Raw genomic sequence first — 17,803 nt, 5'->3', positions numbered from 1 at the left:
CTTTATACTTTAAAAGTAAGTAAAATGTCTTTCACCTTACGTGAACCTTCTACCAAATGAGCTGCATCTTTAGCGACATTAAAACTCAAATTTAAGTTTTCATCACTAAAGCCTTTAATTTGCTCTACATTAATACCAATATCACTACTCACTGTTTGTTGTTGCTCTGCGGCAGTGGATATTTGTGTTGCTAGTTGTGATATTTCACTGATTTGCGCAAAAATGCTATCTAACTCAACTTGAGTGTGTCCAGTGGTATTAACACATTCATCAGCTTGTGCCTTGGTGTTTTTCATCACTGTAGACCAATTAAATAAGGTATCTTGAATTTCTTTAATTGAACTGTGGATTTGTGAAGTAGCGCGTTGGGTACGAGACGATAATGCACGAACTTCATCAGCAACAACAGCAAAACCTCGGCCATGTTCACCCGCTCTTGCGGCTTCAATGGCTGCATTGAGAGCTAATAAATTCGTTTGTTCAGCGATACCTTCAATTTCAGTCATTACTTGACCAATTTTATCCGCTTCCGTGGCCAGCGCATTTGCAGTACTCGCAGCTTGCTCCACTTGAGAAGCCAGATCTGAGACCATGGAACTATTATCAGCTATGTGGGCTTTTATATCAGAGCAACTTTGATAAGTTACATTTACTTTCTCGGCGGTGTCTTGAGTACTATTAGATATTTCACCAATGGTGGCACTCATTTGCGACATCGCGGTAGCAATTTGGCTTAAACGCTGACCTTGTGCTGAGATACCTTGCTCTGTAAGCGATGATTGATTATCTAAGTTTTGGGCTATCGCATTAAAGGTTACCGTGGCATCTTTTACACGACCAAGTACGGTTCGTAACTTGGCGTTTAGCATTTCACGGTTATACTCACTAATGCTAAAAGGGTGAACACCAACGTAAATATAGCGAGAGACTGAGTCAAACTCTGCTTTTTGTTGCTTTAAAGCCTGTGGCGTCACAATTAGCTCGTCGTAATTGAGTAAAATAATTAAACCTAAAAAAAACGTCGCAAAAAGTGCTACTGCTATAGATGTGTAAACAGCGAGTGCTAGCAAACTTACGATGGCTAAAATAACGCAAAGTAGCTGTCTGATTCCAACTTGCTCTCTGAATGAGGTGACGGATTTACCTTCATTTATTTTTTTGTATAGCGCAATGGCTCGTTGTTTTAGTTGTTCTGAAGGTTTCGTTCGTACTGATTGGTAGCCAACAAGTTGGCCGTTTTCGAAAATAGGCGTTACAAAAGCATCAACCCAATAATAACGGCCATCTTTGCAGCGGTTTTTCACCATGCCACGCCATGAATGACCTGCTTTTAGTTTTTCCCACATTTCTTTAAATGCATCTTTGGGCATATCAGGGTGACGGACAATGTTATGGTTTTTACCTACTAACTCTTCTAATTTGTAACCTGCAATGTCACAAAAAGCCTCATTAGCGTAGGTGATTACCCCACGCAAATCCGTTGTAGAAACGAGCTCTTGCTGTTGTGAAAAAGAAACTTCTTCATTTATTAATTCGTGACCCCGACGCATGGGCTTTCCTTAAACATACTTTTTTATTAACGCCAATTATAAAGTTAATACTTAGTTTATAAAGTAAAAATACCTAAATATAATGCTTTCAAGTAACTAATTGTAGTTTTACTGATCTGAAACAATAAAGGAGTAAATTTATTTAGCTCTCGTAGTAATACTTTGAACAGTTATAGGTTATTACCCGGTCTGTCTTATCTAGATAATTTTAACGCATAGCAGTGGTGCAATTAAAGCAATTGTATAATCACCTTTTCAATGGCAAGATTACTACAATGAAGCAAACTGCTCTGAATGGTTTTGGGTATTGTGTTGGCAATGTCAGTATTTTGCTGTAATACGCATAATAGTTATTATGCTAAATAGTGGGAATGAGAGTGTTCTTAACTATTAAGCCTTGAGTATTATCATTTTGCCCCCATAGACTTAGGATTAAGCCACGTGGCTCGAGGAAACATTTTTTGACAACACATGATCTAACTTCAACGTTAACAGCGTTATCTCCAGAACAACATAAATACGCAATTAAAGGTATTCAACGTGGCATTGAAAGAGAAGCTCTAAGGATTAAGCCTAATGGAGTTATTTCGCAGCAAGGTCATCCCAAAGGCGTAGGGTGTGCATTAACAAATGGCCATATAACCACAGATTTTTCAGAAGCGTTATTAGAGTTTATTACCCCTGTTAGTGAGTCTGCCCAAGAAACATTAGCGCAGTTGCAAGACTTACAAAAATTCACCTTATCGCAAATGGGTGACGAATTACTTTGGCCGATTAGCATGCCATGCTTTATTGAACATCAAGATGATATAGTTCTGGCGCAATTTGGTGAATCAAATATTGGTCGAATGAAAACCTTGTATCGTGAAGGTTTAAAAAATCGTTATGGCAGTATGATGCAAGCTATTGCTGGAGTGCATTTTAATATCTCATTTCCGACTAGTTTCTGGCAAAGTTTACAAACAATTAAAGCTGATTCAGGCTCTTTAGATGATTTTATATCAGCGGGTTACTTAGGCCTTATTCGTAATTTCAAACGAGAGCTTTGGCTTATAAGTTATTTATTTGGCGCATCTCCTGCGCTATGTAATTCCTTTTTACAAGGGCGTAAAACCAATTTGCCATTTAAGAAATTAGGTAAAGGTACTTTATACTTAGAAACAGGCACTGCTTTGCGTTTGGGAGACTTAGGTTATACCAATAGCGCACAATCGTCGTTAAAGGTTATGTATAACTCTTTAGAAGAGTATGTCGCAGGGCTTAAACGTGCAATCAATACACCGTCTGATATCTACGAAAGTATTGATGACTATAAAAGCGAGCAACCCAAGCAATTAAATAAAAATATTTTGCAAATAGAAAACGAATTTTACTCGCCAATTCGTCCTAAGCGCAATGCAAAAAGTGGTGAAACACCAACAGATGCATTACTACGCGGTGGTATCGAGTATATTGAAATCCGAGCACTGGATGTTAACCCATTTAGTGAAACGGGTATTTCATTAGAGCAGATTCACTTTTTAGATGTGTTTTTAACCTATTGCTTGTTAAAAGACTCTCCAGATATGGATTGGGATTCGCAAACTCGAAGCACTGAAAACCTTGACTCCGTTGTGAACAATGGGCGCGATAGCTCATTAGAGTTAAATAAATCAGGTGTTGCAACGAGTTTAGTACACTGGGGTGAAGAAATATTTAGCCAGTTAGCTGATGTTGCTGCATATATGGATAATGCATATGGTACCGAGCATTATGTAACAACCGTGAACCGTTTAAAAACATGGTTACATGATTCATCTTTAACTTATTCAGGCCAATACGTTGATCAGCTAAAAGACGCAAACATTGATAATGGACACTTTGCTTTAGCGCTTGCCCAAAAGTATAAACAAAGCCATCAAGTAACGCCTTATCATGTTTATTCCGATGCTTATTTACAGCAACAAGCTATACAATCAATGGCCGATGAGAAAGCGATTAGCGCGGCTGATAGTGTGTCGTTTAAGTCATTTTTAGCGGATTATTTTAAAGCTAATTAACAGACAAAAAAACGCAGCCTAAGGTGGCTGCGTAAAAATTCTTCAGGGATGAAACAATGCTAAACTGCGCATTCAAAAAATAAGACTCATACTTTTACAAAAAGTTCAGCGAGTACTCAAAAAAATGAAAAAAAAATTAATTATTTTATCGCTGGGAGCTATTTTAACTGGTTGCGCCACAGCTCCCCCCAAGCAACCTAATGATATCTGTAAAATTTTTGAAGAAAAAAACGATTGGTATTATGATGCACGCGATGCTCAAGATAAATGGGGATCGCCAAAACATGTACTTATGAGCATGATGTACCAAGAAAGCTCGTTTCGTCATGATGCAGCGCCACCAATGGAATACTTTTTGTGGATAATTCCAACCGGTCGTGCAAGTTCTGCCTATGGTTATTCACAAGCAAAAACACCGACGTGGTCTGATTATATTCGCGAGACGGGGAATAGTGGGGCTGATCGTGATGACTTTGATGACGCTATCGATTTTATGGCATGGTTTGTTTATAAAACCAATAAGGTAAATGGGGTATCAAAATGGGACGCCTACGCTCAATACCTTAACTACCACGAAGGCTGGGGTGGTTATAAGCGTGGCACTTATAAAAAGAAAAAGTGGCTGATGAGTGTGGCTAACAAAGTTAAAAATCGTGCCAGCCGCTACGGTGCGCAACTACAAAAATGTGAAGATGATTTAGATAAAAGCTGGTTAGAGCGTTTATTTAGCTGATTTATCAAGTTTAAGTTAACGAAAAGCCCGCAGTTGCGGGCTTTATTATTATCCTAGTAAAATTACTTACCAGGGAACTGGTGGATATGCACATCTCGTTGTGGGAATGGGATGGTGATATTTTCTTTATCGAAGGCAATTTTAACGCGTTCGTATAAACCAAAATAGACTGGCCAAAAGTTATCAGAATCAACCCAAGCCCATACCAACATACCTATATGACTGTCGCCATGTTGGCTAACGTGTACCACAGGTTGTTTATTCTCTTCCTTTAGTACTAAATCATAGTCATTTAATACGCTCATAAGTACTTCACGAGCTCTTATAATATCGTCGCCATAACTGATACCAAACTCAATATCAATGCGGCGGGTAGGCTCTGCAAACTTGTTTTTAACGCAGCCATTTGATAGTGCTCCATTTGGAATGATGATTTTTTCGTTATCATAAGTTAGTAACACAGTAACAAATATTTGTATTTCAACCACTTTACCCATATGACCCTGCGCTTCAATAACGTCGCCGACTTTAAATGGTTTAAAGAACAATATAAGAACACCACCGGCAAAGTTAGCCAAGCTACCTTGTAGCGCCATACCGACTGCAAGCCCAGCAGCACCGAGCATCGCTATAAATGAGGTAGTTTCTATGCCAATCATAGAGGCAACTGAGATCAGCAATAATACTTTTAAGATAACAGAGATAAACGACACTAAAAAGTGTGTCAGTCCTGCTTCAAATTTAACTCGCGCCATTGATTTTTCAGCCATATTTGAAATGCGACCAATAAACCACCAACCAATAATTAAAACAAATATTGCGAGTAAAAATTTAGGGCCATACAACATCAGCATTTCGATAGCTTGGGTGTAAATGACTTCGATAGAAATTTCGTCCATTAAGGATTCTCCGTTAAGCATAAAATTAGCAGAGTCTATAATAGTCTAATATTTATGACTTAAATGAGTAATTGGATCGGAAAATTCAGAAATTTTAAAGTGAAGAGGAGTAGAGTAGTATTTCACTACTCTACTTTAGAGACTTATACGTTACGTTTATTGGCTTGAATGCGTACTAACTTGATCATGTTTTCTTTAACTTCAACGACTTCAATAGGGTAGCCTGAAATACGTAAACTTAAGTTAGTATCTGGAATGTCTTCTAAGTATTCAATAATTAAACCACTGAGAGTTTTAGGCCCATCAAGCGGGAATTCCCAATCCATTTCTTTATTCAGATCACGTACATTGGCACTGCCATCCACTAAGAATGAGCCGTCTTCTTGCGGCACAATTTCTTCGCTAGGGGTTCGCGTTTGTGTTGTAGTAAAATCACCAACCACTTCTTCTAATATGTCCTCAAGCGTAACGAGGCCTTGAATATCACCATATTCATCAACCACTAAGCCAATGCGTTCTTTTGATTGTTGGAACTTAAACAGCTGTGTATTGAGAGATGTACCTTCAGGAATAAAGTAAATTTCACGAACAGCCCGTAGTAAAGAGGGTTTATCAAATTGTTCTTTAGTTAGTAGGCGTAGCGCATCACGTGAATGAATAAAGCCAACAGCGTCATCAATTTGATCGCGGTATAACAGCACGCGGGTATGCTGGGCGTGTGTTAACTGTTTACTAATTAGTTTCCAGTCGTCATTGATATCGATAGCAATAATTTCATTACGCGGGATCATAATATCTTCAACGGTGACTTGCTCTAAATCTAAAATAGAGGTCAACATGCTCTGGTGGCGAGCGGGGATTAGTGCACCGGACTCATTTAATACAGACTTTAACTCTTCTTTACTCATGCTGTGTTCGTCTATTTGTTCAGCGCTAATACCAAATAAGCGTAACATTCCGTTGGTCATCCAATTGACTACGACAACAAACGGGAACAAAATTTTAAGTAACCCTTTTAGTACTACCGAGCTTGGGAAAGCGACTTTTTCTGGGTAGAGAGCAGCAAGGGTTTTTGGCGTAACTTCAGCAAAGATAAGTACAACAAGTGTAAGTACACCAGTTGCAATAGCGATACCTAAATCACCGTACAAACGAATACCAATGATAGTGGCAACCTGAGCAGCAGCGATATTAACGAGGTTATTACCAATTAGGATCAAGCCGATGAGTCTGTCAGGACGGCTCAGCAGCTTATTAACGCGTTTGGCAGCACGATGATTTTCTTTAGCGAGGTGGCGCAGACGAATTCTGTTTATTGACATGATGCCCGTTTCAGAGCCAGAAAAGTATGCAGAACATAAAATTAGAATACCGAGTATTATAAATAAAACACTCGTCGATATGCTGTCCAAAGAAGGATCCTTTTATTATAAATCAATGCGTATTAAGCGGTAGTGAGCAGCCTGAGTCAAGTTAAAACTTATTCAGAATAACTTCTTGTATAAAACGGCTGCCAAAATAAGCGAGGGTCAGGACAAATGCCGCGACCATAATAGCCAGTACAACTGGTTTTCCACGCCAGCCTTTAACTATATGCCCTAGCGTTACAATAGCAAATATTGCCCATGCAATTAATGACAAAATAGTCTTATGGATAAACTCACTAGCGAACATGCCATCTAAAAATAAAAAGCCTGAAAGCAGTGCTGCGCTTAATAAAACAGTGCCCAATGTTAGCAAATGATAGAGCTGGCGTTCAACCACCATTAAAGGCGGCAAGTGGCTGTGAACAATCGCTAGGTCTTTGCGTTTTAAGCGCTTATCAATAAAGTAAAATTGCACACCGTATAAAGTCGCAATGATCAGGACGCAATAGGCTAATAAGGACAGTGATATATGGGTGACTAGAGCGATTTCTACTTCAATGCTTTGCAGTAAAATGTGGTGAGGAATAAACAAACTAGCAAAGGTCAGAATTGCCGCAAAGCCATAAACAACGGGGAGTAAAAGTGTTGCAGGAAATTTAAGTGATACAGTTGTGACCGAAACCACAATGACCCAACATGTAAGCAGAGCAACATTAACAATACTTAAATCTTGCCCATCAGCACGAAACACAGAATTAACTAACAACAGCATATGCGCTAAGATTGCCACTGTACTGAGTATGACAGTGAGCTTTTGGCTCGGTCCTTGTTGATGAAACAGCCGAGACAACACATGAGATGTCGCTAATACGTAAAATAAACTGGCAATAATAGTTAAACTAATAATCAGCATAGTGCTTTGGCCACTCAATTTGAGTCAAATAATCCTTGTTAAAGTTAGCCCATTGTATTTTATAGCAAGGCAAAAGCCTAGACTTTGTAAAAAGAAACTCAAACAGAGTACTTGAATACTGTATTGTGCGCCTAGATTTACGGTATACTGTTTTTAATTAAAATTTAAATTAATACTGATAAGCATAAATTTTGGCTCACAATTTGAGCTACATGATTCACATGCTATCGGTATCACGTTTTATCGGACCCTTTATATGTTTGAGAATCTCCAAGAACGACTAGGTAAAACCTTAAAAAATATTAGCGGCCGCGGACGCCTAACAGAAGATAATATCAAAGACACGCTGCGTGAAGTGCGCATGGCTTTTTTAGAAGCTGACGTTGCGTTACCTGTTGTTCGTGAGTTTGTAAAACAAGTAAAAGAACGTGCTGTTGGTGTTGAAGTCACTAAAAGCTTAAGCCCAGGCCAAGTTTTTGTAAAAATAGTACGAGAAGAACTTGAAAAAGCCATGGGTGAGGCAAACGAAGAATTAAGCTTAAATGCCCAACCTCCAGCAGTCGTAATGATGGCAGGCCTTCAAGGTGCGGGTAAAACCACCAGTGTGGGTAAACTGGCGAAGTTTTTAAAAGAGCGCAAGAAGAAGTCTGTTCTGGTAGTGAGTGCCGATGTGTATCGTCCTGCGGCGATTAAACAGCTAGAAACATTAGCTACTGAAGTTGATGTCGATTTCTTCCCCAGTGATATTTCACAAAAACCGGTCGATATTGCCAATGCGGCAATTTCTCATGCGAAAAAGAAATTCATTGATGTTGTATTAGTCGATACCGCGGGTCGCTTACATGTTGATAGCGACATGATGGATGAAATTAAAGCGCTGCACAGTGCGATTAATCCTATCGAGACCTTATTCGTTGTCGATGCAATGACAGGTCAAGATGCGGCAAATACAGCTAAAGCATTTGATGAAGCATTGCCGCTGACTGGTGTGATTTTAACCAAAACCGACGGTGATGCACGTGGTGGTGCTGCTTTATCTATTCGCCACATTACCGGTAAGCCAATTAAGTTTATGGGTGTGGGCGAGCGCACTGATGCACTTGAGCCTTTTCACCCTGACCGTATCGCGTCACGTATATTAGGTATGGGTGACGTACTTTCATTAATCGAAGAAGTCGAAATGAAAGTCGATAAGGAAAAAGCAGCCAAGGTTGCTGAAAAAGTATTTAAAGGAAACGGCTTTACCCTGGATGATTTTGCAGAGCAATTAAAGCAGATGAAAAATATGGGTGGCATGATGTCAATGCTTGATAAATTACCAGGAATGGCTAATTTACCTGATGCAGTCAAAGGCCAAATGGGTGATAAAACCTTAATTCAAATGGAAGCAATCATCAGCTCAATGACAAAACAAGAGCGTGCGCGTCCAGAAATCATCAAAGGGTCGCGTAAAAAGCGTATCGCAGCAGGTTCAGGTACGCAAGTACAAGAAATCAATAAATTGCTCAAACAGTTTACCCAAATGCAAAAAATGATGAAAAAGATGAAAGGTAAGGGCGGTATGCAAAAAATGATGCGCGGTATGAAAGGCATGATGCCACCGGGTATGATGGGCGGCGGCGGACCTAAATTTTAATACAGTAGTTAATTTTGCATAATAAACAGGCAAATTAATTTTAAAAAGAGGCGAAACGCCTCTTTTTTTGTGGATAATTTATGCATTCAATTGCTTACAACTCCTTATTTGACGCACAGATCAGTGTTTAATCTACTAAACTGGAATTTTAGATCACTTCTTACTTGCATTGTTGCTAAAAACTCGTACAATTCCCCAGCTCCCCATACTGGGGAGTAAATCTTATTAATGAAAACAGTCAATCTATTTAGAGGACGGTATGGTAACTATTCGTTTGCAACGTGGTGGCGCTAAAAAACGCCCTTTCTATCAAATTGTGGTTGCGGATAGCCGTTTCTCGCGTGACGGTCGCTTCATCGAGAAAGTAGGTTTCTTTAACCCAATTGCTTCAGGTCAGGAAGAAAAAGTTCGTTTAGATTTATCTCGTGTTGATCACTGGGTAGGTCAAGGCGCAGGTCTTTCAGATCGTGTAGCTAAGTTAGTTAAAGACGCTCGTAAAGCGGCTTAATAGGCGTAAGTGTAACCATGAGTCAAGAGAACACCTCATCAATAATTGTCGTAGGAAAGCTCGGTGCCCCGTATGGTATAAAGGGCTGGCTTAAGGTACATTCATTTACTGATGATCCCCAAGGGATCTTCGATTTCAGCCCGTGGTTGATAGGGCAGCAAGGTAAATGGCAGACCTTAGAAGTGGTCGACTGGCGTCGCCACAACAAAGGCTTTATCGCTAAGTTTGCGCAAGTAAACGACAGAGACCAAGCAATGGCGTATACCAATGTTGAAATCTCTGTGGATTCAGCGCAGCTACCAGAATTACCGCAAGGTGAATTCTATTGGCGAGATCTCATTGGCATGTCGGTTGTAACTGATAAAGGTTATAACTTAGGCACTGTTGATGACCTGATGGAGACAGGCTCAAATGACGTATTAGTTGTGAAAGCAAATAATAAAGATGCATTTGGCCAAGCTGAGCGTTTAATTCCATTTTTAACTGATTCAGTTATTAAAGAAGTTAAACACGAAGCGAGAAAAATTACCGTAGACTGGGATCCTGGCTTTTAATGAGTCAAACGAGTTCGTTGTGGGTAGGGGTTATCAGCCTTTTCCCGGACATGTTTGATGCCATTACACAGCAAGGTGTAACAGGTCGTGCAGTAAAAAGTGGTTTAATCGACTTTAACTGCTGGAATCCGCGAGACTATGCAACTGATAAGCATAGAACCGTTGATGACCGTCCTTACGGGGGCGGGCCGGGTATGTTAATGATGGTTGAACCATTGAAACAAGCCATTCTTGACGCAAAAAAAGCGGCAGGTGATGGTGCAAAAGTAATTTATATGTCCCCGCAAGGGCGCAAATTAGATCAGCAAGGAGCGAGCGAACTCGCAAACTCTGAAAAGCTGATTTTGATTGCCGGTCGCTATGAAGGTATAGACGAGAGAATAATAGAGTCATACGTTGACGAAGAATGGTCAATTGGTGATTTTATTTTGAGTGGTGGTGAACTACCAGCCATGACATTAATTGATGCAGTAGCGCGATTAGTGCCAGGTGTGTTAGGGCATAACCAATCAGCAGAGCAAGATTCATTTTCGGATGGCTTGCTAGATTGTCCTCACTATACACGGCCAGAAACATTGGACGACAAACAGGTTCCTGCTGTATTACTCAGTGGAAACCACCAAGAGATAGCTAAATGGCGGCAAATGCAGTCACTAGGCAGAACTTGGTTACGACGTCCTGACTTGTTGCATAACCTAGCTCTGACTGAGGAGCAAGCGGTATTACTCGCAAAATTTCAGCAAGAGTACCAAAAAGCTTGTGGCTAGAAGACAGTTACACCTAGGAAAGTGAGAAACATAATGGCAAAAGTAAACCAAAATATTATTAAAGCGCTTGAAAATGAGCAGCTAAAAACAGACGTACCAGCATTCGGCCCTGGTGATACAGTAGTTGTACAGGTGCGTGTAAAAGAAGGTGCTAAAGAGCGTCTACAGGCCTTTGAAGGTGTTGTAATCGCTAAGCGTAATCGTGGTCTTCACTCAGCATTCACAGTTCGTAAAATCTCGAGCGGTGAAGGTGTTGAACGTGTATTCCAAACGCACAGCCCTCTTATCGATAGCGTAGCAGTTAAGCGTCGCGGTGCAGTTCGCCGTGCTAAGCTTTACTATCTACGTGAGCGTTCTGGTAAATCTGCACGTATTAGAGAAAAACTTAACTAATACGCGCTGTTTATCAACGCAGATAAAACAGGTTGTAGCCTTCGGGTTACAACCTGTTTTGGTTTTTGGGTGCGAGAGTAAAGTTAGCGAGTTGAAATAGCCCCGTAGGAACAAGCTTTAGCTGTGATTGTTAAAGCAGTTAGCGAGAGTAAAGTTAGCGAGAGTAAAGCTAGCGAGTTGAAATAGCCCCTCTGTAGGAACAAGCTTTAGCTGTGATTGTTTAAAGCAGTTAGCAAAAGTAAAGCTAGTCGAGTAAACCACATCTATTCCATCAATTAATATCCACTAAATACGTAATACGCTTTTAAGCTGTATTTTATCCCCGTCCGTTTTTTTAAATTAGAACCAACCAGTGTCTCAAATGTAAACTCAGCCTCAGAGGCCGTGTGAGACAGATTAAAGTAATCGTAAAATAGAATATAGCAAACTAGGCATAGAAAGGCTTAGGGTGGTTTTGGTGGCGCCATTTGAGTGAGTTAAAACATATGCGCTTAAGAAAGTGTTTCAATTGTTTAGTTGCAATAGGCTGGCTTAGAGAACTGATTGAGGGATGTACTAAATAGTTAATTAATTAATTTTTTTGAGATATAAAATAGAAGAAGTGAATGATAATAAATAATACTTAGTAGGAAAGTGGTGGAGGGAGCTGGATTCGAACCAGCGAAGGCTGAGCCGTCAGATTTACAGTCTGATCCCTTTGGCCGCTCGGGAACCCCTCCACACTATTTTTGTTACATTTGGCCCCACTTAACTTAGCGGTAAGAAAAGTGGTGGAGGGAGCTGGATTCGAACCAGCGAAGGCTGAGCCGTCAGATTTACAGTCTGATCCCTTTGGCCGCTCGGGAACCCCTCCAATGCAACGGCGCCGATAATAGCAAACTTATTATTTAAGTAAAGAAAAAAGCTAAAGAAATATCAAATAATGCCGATAAATATCTATTCATGAACATAATCGGCTAAAGTCTATGCAAATCGATGGATTGTTAATCACAGAGAGTCAACTCGACAATCGCCTCGCGAAAAGCGTGAGTGAATCACGTCGTGGCGAGTTTGCGTTACTTTTAGCAATGTTATCTCATGATGCTCTGGATTTTTGTCAGTTTCATTTACCTAAAACCCCATTTGGCGCTGATGTAAAAGAATATGATGAATCACAACTGCGCGCAGAATTAGGGGCCGGACCTAAACAACCACTTGCCCCAGATGAGTTTGATATGCTCATTGGTGAGCATAACGCGCAACGTTTGCAACAAGCAGGCATGAGTGACATACGCTTACGTAGTTGTTTATCACCAGAACCACTTGCTGTTCGAGACGATAAAAATCACATCCCACTTCATATCATTGATAACTGTGAACCCGTGGTTCGTAAGCGCCACCTTGATAAAGAAACCCAACTAGATAACCCCCAGATGGACGCAGCAGCCTTTTATGATAGCCTCAATAATGATGCCCTACATCAGCCCCTTCACTTAGCGCAAGCATGACACTGTATTGTAATAATTAGTCGTTAAAGTAATTTATTTCGTTAAGTGTAAAAAAAGCACCCAAATTTATATGCAGTTGCTATAATGCCCTTAAATGGGATTCAAAAATGCCATTATCATTAAACCAAGGTAATTTAGGAAAGTAATGAAGAAAACATTCACGCTGAATCACGAGAAAATCAAATACCCTCGCATGGTCGACGCTGCAAAGCATGAAGTGAAAAAATATTTGAAAAGAGAGCGTAACAAAACGTTGCCGTTCGATGCTGATTATTGGGCATTTGATTGTAAGTTTGGTAACACAGCAGAAGAAGCGCAAATTGTGCATGTTGCCGAAATTAATAATTTTATCAGCGAAATTGAAAAGCAGGGTTTATCGTCTTTTTATGTCGAAATCATTGCAAGGCCAGCACAGCGCCAGTCACATGATTTTGATGACGAAGCAGATGATTAAGCAATAACTGCTTTCATTGCTAAAGGAATGGGCTTGAGTGCCCATTTTTTGTGTCTGAAATAAAACCGAGTTTAGGGTAAGCTTGTGAAAAATTGAAAAGGAATTGATATGCTCATTAGAATTTTACCTGTGTTAGTTTTGAGCTCGCTGCTTCCATTCTCAGTAATTGCCAAACAAAGCTGTGGCTTTACTAAAAACAATAACCAACCCCTCAATGACAGTGACTGGCGCTATGCGACAGACCCTCATGGTAGTACAGCATCCATTAAAAAAGCATTACTACACGAAGAACAAGTATGGATAGCTTTTAATCGGGTGCCGCGAGTCGACGCTAAAAATAACTCCTGGGTTGAATTGATTTATGACTTGGTGAATAAAACGCTCGCAGACCAATCAAGCATTATGCTTGAATATAAAAGTAGTACCGATCTCGTCGTTAAACTATCACAACAAGACTATGGGAGTGAGGGTGATAAAAGCTATGCTCATTATCAATATACATTGCCGGCACAAACTCATTGGCAAACTAAATGTATTAATCTGAGCGACTTTTCTCGTCCGAGCTGGACGCCTTCCAGCTCAGTAGATAAAGGTATAATAAAAGAGCATGTTAGCGCCGTTTATTTAGTGCCAGATTTAAAGGATGCGCTGGGTGGCAAAGCGGTAGTTGCAGTTAAAAATATCAGTATTGGGCCTTAGTCTATCTGCGATAATGAGTCATAGCCGCACAAATACGGTGCAAAATGGCTCTATACTTTCACTTTTATAAACTTAACCATATGATTTGTTTGTGTTTAATAAAGTTGGTTCTGTTATTGCTGGGTCCTATATACAGCGGTTTGGAGAAGCAACTATGGCAAGAATGAGTTACATAACGAGTGTTGAGCGTTACCAAGAATATCAAACGGTGATCCATGATTTACTGAACTCGATTCTCGCCACCTTAGAAGATGGCATTAAAAAGCAGCAAGATAACCGTTTGTTGGTAGCCCAATACCCGTTTTTAGAATTACAATACTGTTTAGATAAGAAGGGGTTACAACAAGGCGATAATGTTTGTTTTAAACGTGAATATATGAAAGTGCTTAATAACAAGGGTAATGCGCAAGATTTAAGTGATCGCCCATACTTTCAAGAAATTCTCGCACATCAGCAAACCTGCTTTACTGCGCCTTATATTTCCATTGCCACACAACATTTATGTATTTCTGCAATAAAGCCACTGCGTGCACCTCAGAGCGAGCAAGGTTATTTGGTGGTGGATGTGTGCTTAACGCAATTAATTGAATTTATAATGGGGGATCGTACGCGTGCCAATATGACTCCATTTTTTAAGGCTGGTTACGGTATTATCGTTAGTTGTTTGTTTTGCTTAGTGCTGTTTTTACTTTATAAAGTATTTGGTGATATATATACCCTCTTATTCAATAGCTCTATGGAGGATGACCCACTAGAGGCGTTTAGTATAATAATTTTTATAACACTGGCTTTGGCTATTTTTGATTTAGGTAAAACCATACTTGAAGAAGAAATTTTGATGCATAAAGATATCTTTAGGCATAGCTCAACACGGCGAACTATCACACGATTTATTTCGACTATTTTAATCGCCGTCTCCATAGAGGCATTACTGACGATGTTTAAAGCAGCGTTGGGTCAATCTCAGTATTTGCTGCCTGCTATTTATATGATGCTTGCAGTGGTCGGTTTACTCGTTGCTCTAGCCGTTTACGTTTACCTTGGCGCTAAGGCTGAGACATTACTGCTTAACTCTCAGCGCCAAAGTAAAGCTAATTAAATAAATTAACTTTTCCAGCAAACGTTGTTGACGTTCAAAGTGGGGTCAAAGCTGGATGAGCCAAATATAGTCGATGGGGATAAAAGAGTTCAACAAACTGCTCTCATGTTTTCAGTGCGCTATCAAATCGAAGAGATAAAAAAAACCAGCTTAGTGCTGGTTTTTATCGTTTCTAATCTATTAAGAGTCGGCTAACTTTACGCGGATTTTGTTTTTATCAACATTACTCTGATTTAGTGCTTTTATAGCACCTGAAGCCTCGGCTTCATTTGGCATTTCAACGAACGCAAAGCCTTTTGATTTACCCGTTTCTTTATCAAGTACCAGTGTGCACTCCGCTACTTTTCCATAAGCGGTGAATAAAGTACGAATATCTTGTTCAGTTGTTGTGCGGGCAAGGTTTCTAACTAATAGTTTCATAATAAACCATGTTTTAAAATAATTGCCCTAATTATCTCAAGGAAAACGTAATTGACCTAGTGATTAATTAAAAACCAACTAAATACTTTACTGAAAACTCAATGTTGTAAAAAATACGATAAATTGGTTAATTATTTGTGGTTATTTGAATCACGGATTGGTAACTTGTGTTTTCGGTTTTGTGTTTACCAATATCACGTTAAGGTTGCTTATGACTAACTATAAATCTAAATTACAAACCGCTATCAGCGCATTGTTTATAGCGAGCGTTTTACTTGGTTGTGGCAGCTCTGGCTCCTCAACATCAGCTAAAGTTGAAGACTCGGAGCAAACACCTGCGATCATTACGGGTGATTTGAGCTCAAGTATTACCACACAGGCTGAGCACACTACTAACGGTACATTACAGGTGAGCGATGAGCAAAACGATGAAGCACTTTTTATAGAGCAATCTAATTCAATTACTGAGTATGGGCTATTTAGTCTTGATAGCTCAGGTAATTGGTCATACAACTTAAATGTTAATGATAGCCGTATTGTACAGTTACTCGAGGGGGATACATTACAAGATACTATACTCGTTAGCTCGCTTGATGGCACAACGGCAACAGTGTTAATTACTATTAATGGTAGTAAACAACTATCAGCAACGGGGTTTGTAATGTCATCAGAAGTGACGCTTAATTCCGATGGGGCTAATACTGGGCTTGATGCATACACGCTTATCGAGAATGTATTTTCACAAGGCGCGATAGAAGCCCCTGATATGTATGAAGGCAATCATCAAGGTGTGCTGCACATTATTGAAGATACAGATGATGTAATTGGCAATCACTTTGTATTTTTAGCTCACAGAGATACAGATCAAGACAAAGATAAAGGGCTAAGTGACAGACAACGTAATGAAATAAAAGCGTACGATAAATCCCCCCAAGAGACCTTGGCTTATAAAGGAGATACTTTTCAGTATAGTTGGAAGTTTAAAGTAAGTAGTGAGCTTGAACTGACGAGTAAATTTAGTCATTTTTTTCAACTAAAAGCCCGTAATGACAATAATGACAACAGCAACGGAAATGACGACCAGCCAATCATCACACTCTCTGGTGCACAAAAAAACAGTACAGGTAATCAACTGCAGGTCCGTTATAGTGCTGGCTTTGATGAAAACGGTAACAGTACTGGGCTTGATAAAAACCTTATTGAAACTGACTGGTCACTTATTACAGACGAGTGGGTGCACGTTTTCGTACAAGCGACTTTCAGTGAAGATGGTAAGTTTGATATGACATTAACCCGGCTAAGTGATAATGAAGAAATATTTAATATCAGTGAGCAGCATATTGATATGTGGCGTGGTGTTTTAGCGCAAGACTTTGCTCGCCCTAAGTGGGGTATCTATCGCTCTATTGTTGAAACAGATAGCCTCAGAGCAGAAGAAGAGCAAGTAAGGTTCGCCGACTTTTCGATTAAAAAAGGTACCTTGGCACAATAGTGATAGCTTGCTAAATAAAATGCGCTGTCAGCCGATATAAACTAATAGCGATATTAACAAGGAAAATAATATGGAAGTTAATTCAAATAATACCAATTTAGCATCGCAGTTTATATCGACTAATTCAGAAGTGAAAGTCAATAAATCTGTCAATAGTAAAGAGCAGTTAAATAGTGAAATGGAGCGCCTAGCGAAGGATACATATCATAAAGATCAGCCTAAAGAGCCTGAAGCGACCTATGATAAGCCAATGACTATTGCAACAAATCACGTTCTAACATCTAGAGCTGCAGAAGAAAAAGCATTAACTGATATTCGATTCGCTACTGTCAATCTTTATATGCCTGGTGGTGAAGTATCTCAGTCTGTGGAAAAGATGTTTACCCAGTATGGCAATATTATGGCTGAAATAGCAGCCGAACACCCATCAGTAGCGAGTAAAGATTGGGGGTTATCAATCAGTCAATCGGGCGAGCTAGAAGTTACAGGTTCCATTAGTGATAAAGAAAAAAGTCTTATATCTGAAATATTAAATGACAACGGGGATTTTGTGGCCGCAGCTAAGAAATTTAAATCGAGCATGCTAGAGCACATTGACATGGGCGTTCGGGGGTGGTCAAGTTACGACGTAAACGAAGATAATTTCTCAAAAACATTTGATTTAAAAGAAATTCTGGATAATTCACAAGGCACTGAAAGCTTTAAACAGGCTTGGAATAAGGACTTTAGCTGGCTTGAGTTAAACGATAATATCTCATCTCAACTTAGAAGAAATGCAGAGCGAAAGTAATTT

Annotated in this window: 18 protein-coding genes and 2 tRNA genes; 13 read left to right on the top strand and 7 right to left on the bottom strand. The window is 39.7% G+C overall.

Annotation, left to right across the window (positions count from 1 at the left end):
- Positions 1–2 precede the first annotated feature (2 nt).
- Complete coding sequence (locus tag B5G52_RS00580) at positions 3–1,550, bottom strand: PAS domain-containing methyl-accepting chemotaxis protein (protein ID WP_087530762.1); 1,548 nt, start codon at positions 1,548–1,550, stop codon at positions 3–5.
- Between the two features lie 461 nt (positions 1,551–2,011).
- Here B5G52_RS00580 and gshA point away from each other — a divergent pair, with 461 nt between their 5' ends.
- Both gshA and B5G52_RS00570 read left to right on the top strand, forming a co-directional pair.
- Positions 2,012–3,589 carry a glutamate--cysteine ligase gene (gene gshA / locus B5G52_RS00575; RefSeq protein WP_087530761.1) on the top strand — a complete coding sequence of 526 codons (1,578 nt, stop codon included), beginning with the start codon at positions 2,012–2,014 and terminating at the stop codon, positions 3,587–3,589.
- 124 nt (positions 3,590–3,713) lie between these two features.
- Positions 3,714–4,322, top strand: coding sequence for a transglycosylase SLT domain-containing protein (locus tag B5G52_RS00570; RefSeq protein ID WP_087530760.1), 609 nt, complete (start codon positions 3,714–3,716; stop codon positions 4,320–4,322).
- Positions 4,323–4,384: 62 nt separating this feature from the next.
- Here B5G52_RS00570 and B5G52_RS00565 read toward each other — a convergent pair whose 3' ends face one another.
- The 3 genes from B5G52_RS00565 to B5G52_RS00555 form a co-directional block, all read right to left on the bottom strand.
- On the bottom strand, positions 4,385–5,221 hold the full coding sequence (locus tag B5G52_RS00565; RefSeq protein WP_087530759.1) for a mechanosensitive ion channel family protein: 837 nt from the start codon (positions 5,219–5,221) through the stop codon (positions 4,385–4,387).
- 143 nt (positions 5,222–5,364) lie between these two features.
- Positions 5,365–6,633 carry an HlyC/CorC family transporter gene (locus B5G52_RS00560; RefSeq protein WP_140394288.1) on the bottom strand — a complete coding sequence of 423 codons (1,269 nt, stop codon included), beginning with the start codon at positions 6,631–6,633 and terminating at the stop codon, positions 5,365–5,367.
- Positions 6,634–6,694: 61 nt separating this feature from the next.
- The gene (locus B5G52_RS00555; RefSeq protein WP_087530758.1) at positions 6,695–7,501 is read right to left on the bottom strand and encodes an inner membrane protein YpjD; all 807 of its coding nucleotides are present in this window, start codon (positions 7,499–7,501) and stop codon (positions 6,695–6,697) included.
- A 256-nt stretch (positions 7,502–7,757) separates the two neighbouring features.
- Here B5G52_RS00555 and ffh point away from each other — a divergent pair, with 256 nt between their 5' ends.
- The 5 genes from ffh (at position 7,758) to rplS (ending at position 11,359) form a co-directional block, all read left to right on the top strand.
- Positions 7,758–9,137: a signal recognition particle protein gene (gene ffh / locus B5G52_RS00550; protein ID WP_087530757.1), complete on the top strand. Its 1,380-nt coding sequence runs from the start codon at positions 7,758–7,760 to the stop codon at positions 9,135–9,137.
- Positions 9,138–9,396: 259 nt separating this feature from the next.
- Positions 9,397–9,645 (top strand): 30S ribosomal protein S16, encoded by a 249-nt coding sequence (rpsP, locus tag B5G52_RS00545; RefSeq protein WP_058561214.1) that lies wholly within the window; start codon positions 9,397–9,399, stop codon positions 9,643–9,645.
- 17 nt (positions 9,646–9,662) lie between these two features.
- Positions 9,663–10,199, top strand: a complete 537-nt coding sequence (rimM, locus tag B5G52_RS00540) for a ribosome maturation factor RimM (RefSeq protein WP_087530756.1) — start codon at positions 9,663–9,665, stop codon at positions 10,197–10,199.
- On the top strand, positions 10,199–10,966 hold the full coding sequence (gene trmD, locus B5G52_RS00535; RefSeq protein WP_087530755.1) for a tRNA (guanosine(37)-N1)-methyltransferase TrmD: 768 nt from the start codon (positions 10,199–10,201) through the stop codon (positions 10,964–10,966). The genes rimM and trmD overlap by 1 nt, the downstream gene beginning before the upstream one ends.
- Positions 10,967–10,999: 33 nt before the next feature.
- Entirely contained in the window at positions 11,000–11,359 is a 360-nt protein-coding gene (gene rplS, locus B5G52_RS00530; RefSeq protein WP_087530754.1) for a 50S ribosomal protein L19, read from the top strand.
- Between the two features lie 634 nt (positions 11,360–11,993).
- Here rplS and B5G52_RS00525 read toward each other — a convergent pair.
- Positions 11,994–12,078 (bottom strand) — tRNA-Tyr (locus tag B5G52_RS00525).
- 49 nt (positions 12,079–12,127) lie between these two features.
- A tRNA-Tyr gene (locus B5G52_RS00520) sits at positions 12,128–12,212 on the bottom strand.
- A 112-nt stretch (positions 12,213–12,324) separates the two neighbouring features.
- Between B5G52_RS00520 and B5G52_RS00515 the strand changes: the two genes are divergently transcribed.
- The 4 genes from B5G52_RS00515 (at position 12,325) to B5G52_RS00500 (ending at position 15,098) form a co-directional block, all read left to right on the top strand.
- Positions 12,325–12,846: a VC2046/SO_2500 family protein gene (locus tag B5G52_RS00515; protein ID WP_087530753.1), complete on the top strand. Its 522-nt coding sequence runs from the start codon at positions 12,325–12,327 to the stop codon at positions 12,844–12,846.
- Positions 12,847–12,991: 145 nt separating this feature from the next.
- The gene (locus B5G52_RS00510) at positions 12,992–13,300 is read left to right on the top strand and encodes a DUF6172 family protein (protein ID WP_087530752.1); all 309 of its coding nucleotides are present in this window, start codon (positions 12,992–12,994) and stop codon (positions 13,298–13,300) included.
- 108 nt (positions 13,301–13,408) lie between these two features.
- Positions 13,409–13,999, top strand: coding sequence for a hypothetical protein (locus B5G52_RS00505; protein WP_087530751.1), 591 nt, complete (start codon positions 13,409–13,411; stop codon positions 13,997–13,999).
- A 154-nt stretch (positions 14,000–14,153) separates the two neighbouring features.
- Positions 14,154–15,098, top strand: coding sequence for a general glycosylation pathway protein (locus B5G52_RS00500; protein WP_087530750.1), 945 nt, complete (start codon positions 14,154–14,156; stop codon positions 15,096–15,098).
- 180 nt (positions 15,099–15,278) lie between these two features.
- Here the strand turns inward: B5G52_RS00500 and B5G52_RS00495 are convergent, their stop codons facing one another.
- The gene (locus B5G52_RS00495; protein ID WP_087530749.1) at positions 15,279–15,518 is read right to left on the bottom strand and encodes an RNA recognition motif containing protein; all 240 of its coding nucleotides are present in this window, start codon (positions 15,516–15,518) and stop codon (positions 15,279–15,281) included.
- 211 nt (positions 15,519–15,729) lie between these two features.
- Here B5G52_RS00495 and B5G52_RS00490 point away from each other — a divergent pair, with 211 nt between their 5' ends.
- Together B5G52_RS00490 and B5G52_RS00485 are read left to right on the top strand one after the other, a co-directional pair.
- Positions 15,730–17,010, top strand: a complete 1,281-nt coding sequence (locus B5G52_RS00490) for a VCBS domain-containing protein (RefSeq protein ID WP_087530748.1) — start codon at positions 15,730–15,732, stop codon at positions 17,008–17,010.
- Between the two features lie 70 nt (positions 17,011–17,080).
- Positions 17,081–17,800, top strand: a complete 720-nt coding sequence (locus B5G52_RS00485; protein WP_087530747.1) for a hypothetical protein — start codon at positions 17,081–17,083, stop codon at positions 17,798–17,800.
- Positions 17,801–17,803 lie beyond the last annotated feature (3 nt).

It is taken from the genome of Pseudoalteromonas sp. A601, from assembly GCF_002165575.1.
Lineage (GTDB): Bacteria > Pseudomonadota > Gammaproteobacteria > Enterobacterales > Alteromonadaceae > Pseudoalteromonas.
Note: the sequence above shows the minus strand (reverse complement) of the source record. Positions and strands in the feature narration are given on the sequence as shown.

What these genes read in the sequence shown, in the direction of transcription:
- B5G52_RS00580 (WP_087530762.1), bottom strand. Translation starts at nt 1,550, where the DNA reads ATGCGTCGGGGTCACGAATTAATAAATGAAGAAGTTTCTTTTTCACAA.
- B5G52_RS00570 (WP_087530760.1), top strand. Translation starts at nt 3,714, where the DNA reads ATGAAAAAAAAATTAATTATTTTATCGCTGGGAGCTATTTTAACTGGT.
- B5G52_RS00565 (WP_087530759.1), bottom strand. Translation starts at nt 5,221, where the DNA reads ATGGACGAAATTTCTATCGAAGTCATTTACACCCAAGCTATCGAAATG.
- B5G52_RS00555 (WP_087530758.1), bottom strand. Translation starts at nt 7,501, where the DNA reads ATGCTGATTATTAGTTTAACTATTATTGCCAGTTTATTTTACGTATTA.
- ffh (WP_087530757.1), top strand. Translation starts at nt 7,758, where the DNA reads ATGTTTGAGAATCTCCAAGAACGACTAGGTAAAACCTTAAAAAATATT.
- rpsP (WP_058561214.1), top strand. Translation starts at nt 9,397, where the DNA reads ATGGTAACTATTCGTTTGCAACGTGGTGGCGCTAAAAAACGCCCTTTC.
- rimM (WP_087530756.1), top strand. Translation starts at nt 9,663, where the DNA reads ATGAGTCAAGAGAACACCTCATCAATAATTGTCGTAGGAAAGCTCGGT.
- trmD (WP_087530755.1), top strand. Translation starts at nt 10,199, where the DNA reads ATGAGTCAAACGAGTTCGTTGTGGGTAGGGGTTATCAGCCTTTTCCCG.
- rplS (WP_087530754.1), top strand. Translation starts at nt 11,000, where the DNA reads ATGGCAAAAGTAAACCAAAATATTATTAAAGCGCTTGAAAATGAGCAG.
- B5G52_RS00515 (WP_087530753.1), top strand. Translation starts at nt 12,325, where the DNA reads ATGCAAATCGATGGATTGTTAATCACAGAGAGTCAACTCGACAATCGC.
- B5G52_RS00510 (WP_087530752.1), top strand. Translation starts at nt 12,992, where the DNA reads ATGAAGAAAACATTCACGCTGAATCACGAGAAAATCAAATACCCTCGC.
- B5G52_RS00505 (WP_087530751.1), top strand. Translation starts at nt 13,409, where the DNA reads ATGCTCATTAGAATTTTACCTGTGTTAGTTTTGAGCTCGCTGCTTCCA.
- B5G52_RS00500 (WP_087530750.1), top strand. Translation starts at nt 14,154, where the DNA reads ATGGCAAGAATGAGTTACATAACGAGTGTTGAGCGTTACCAAGAATAT.
- B5G52_RS00495 (WP_087530749.1), bottom strand. Translation starts at nt 15,518, where the DNA reads ATGAAACTATTAGTTAGAAACCTTGCCCGCACAACAACTGAACAAGAT.
- B5G52_RS00490 (WP_087530748.1), top strand. Translation starts at nt 15,730, where the DNA reads ATGACTAACTATAAATCTAAATTACAAACCGCTATCAGCGCATTGTTT.
- B5G52_RS00485 (WP_087530747.1), top strand. Translation starts at nt 17,081, where the DNA reads ATGGAAGTTAATTCAAATAATACCAATTTAGCATCGCAGTTTATATCG.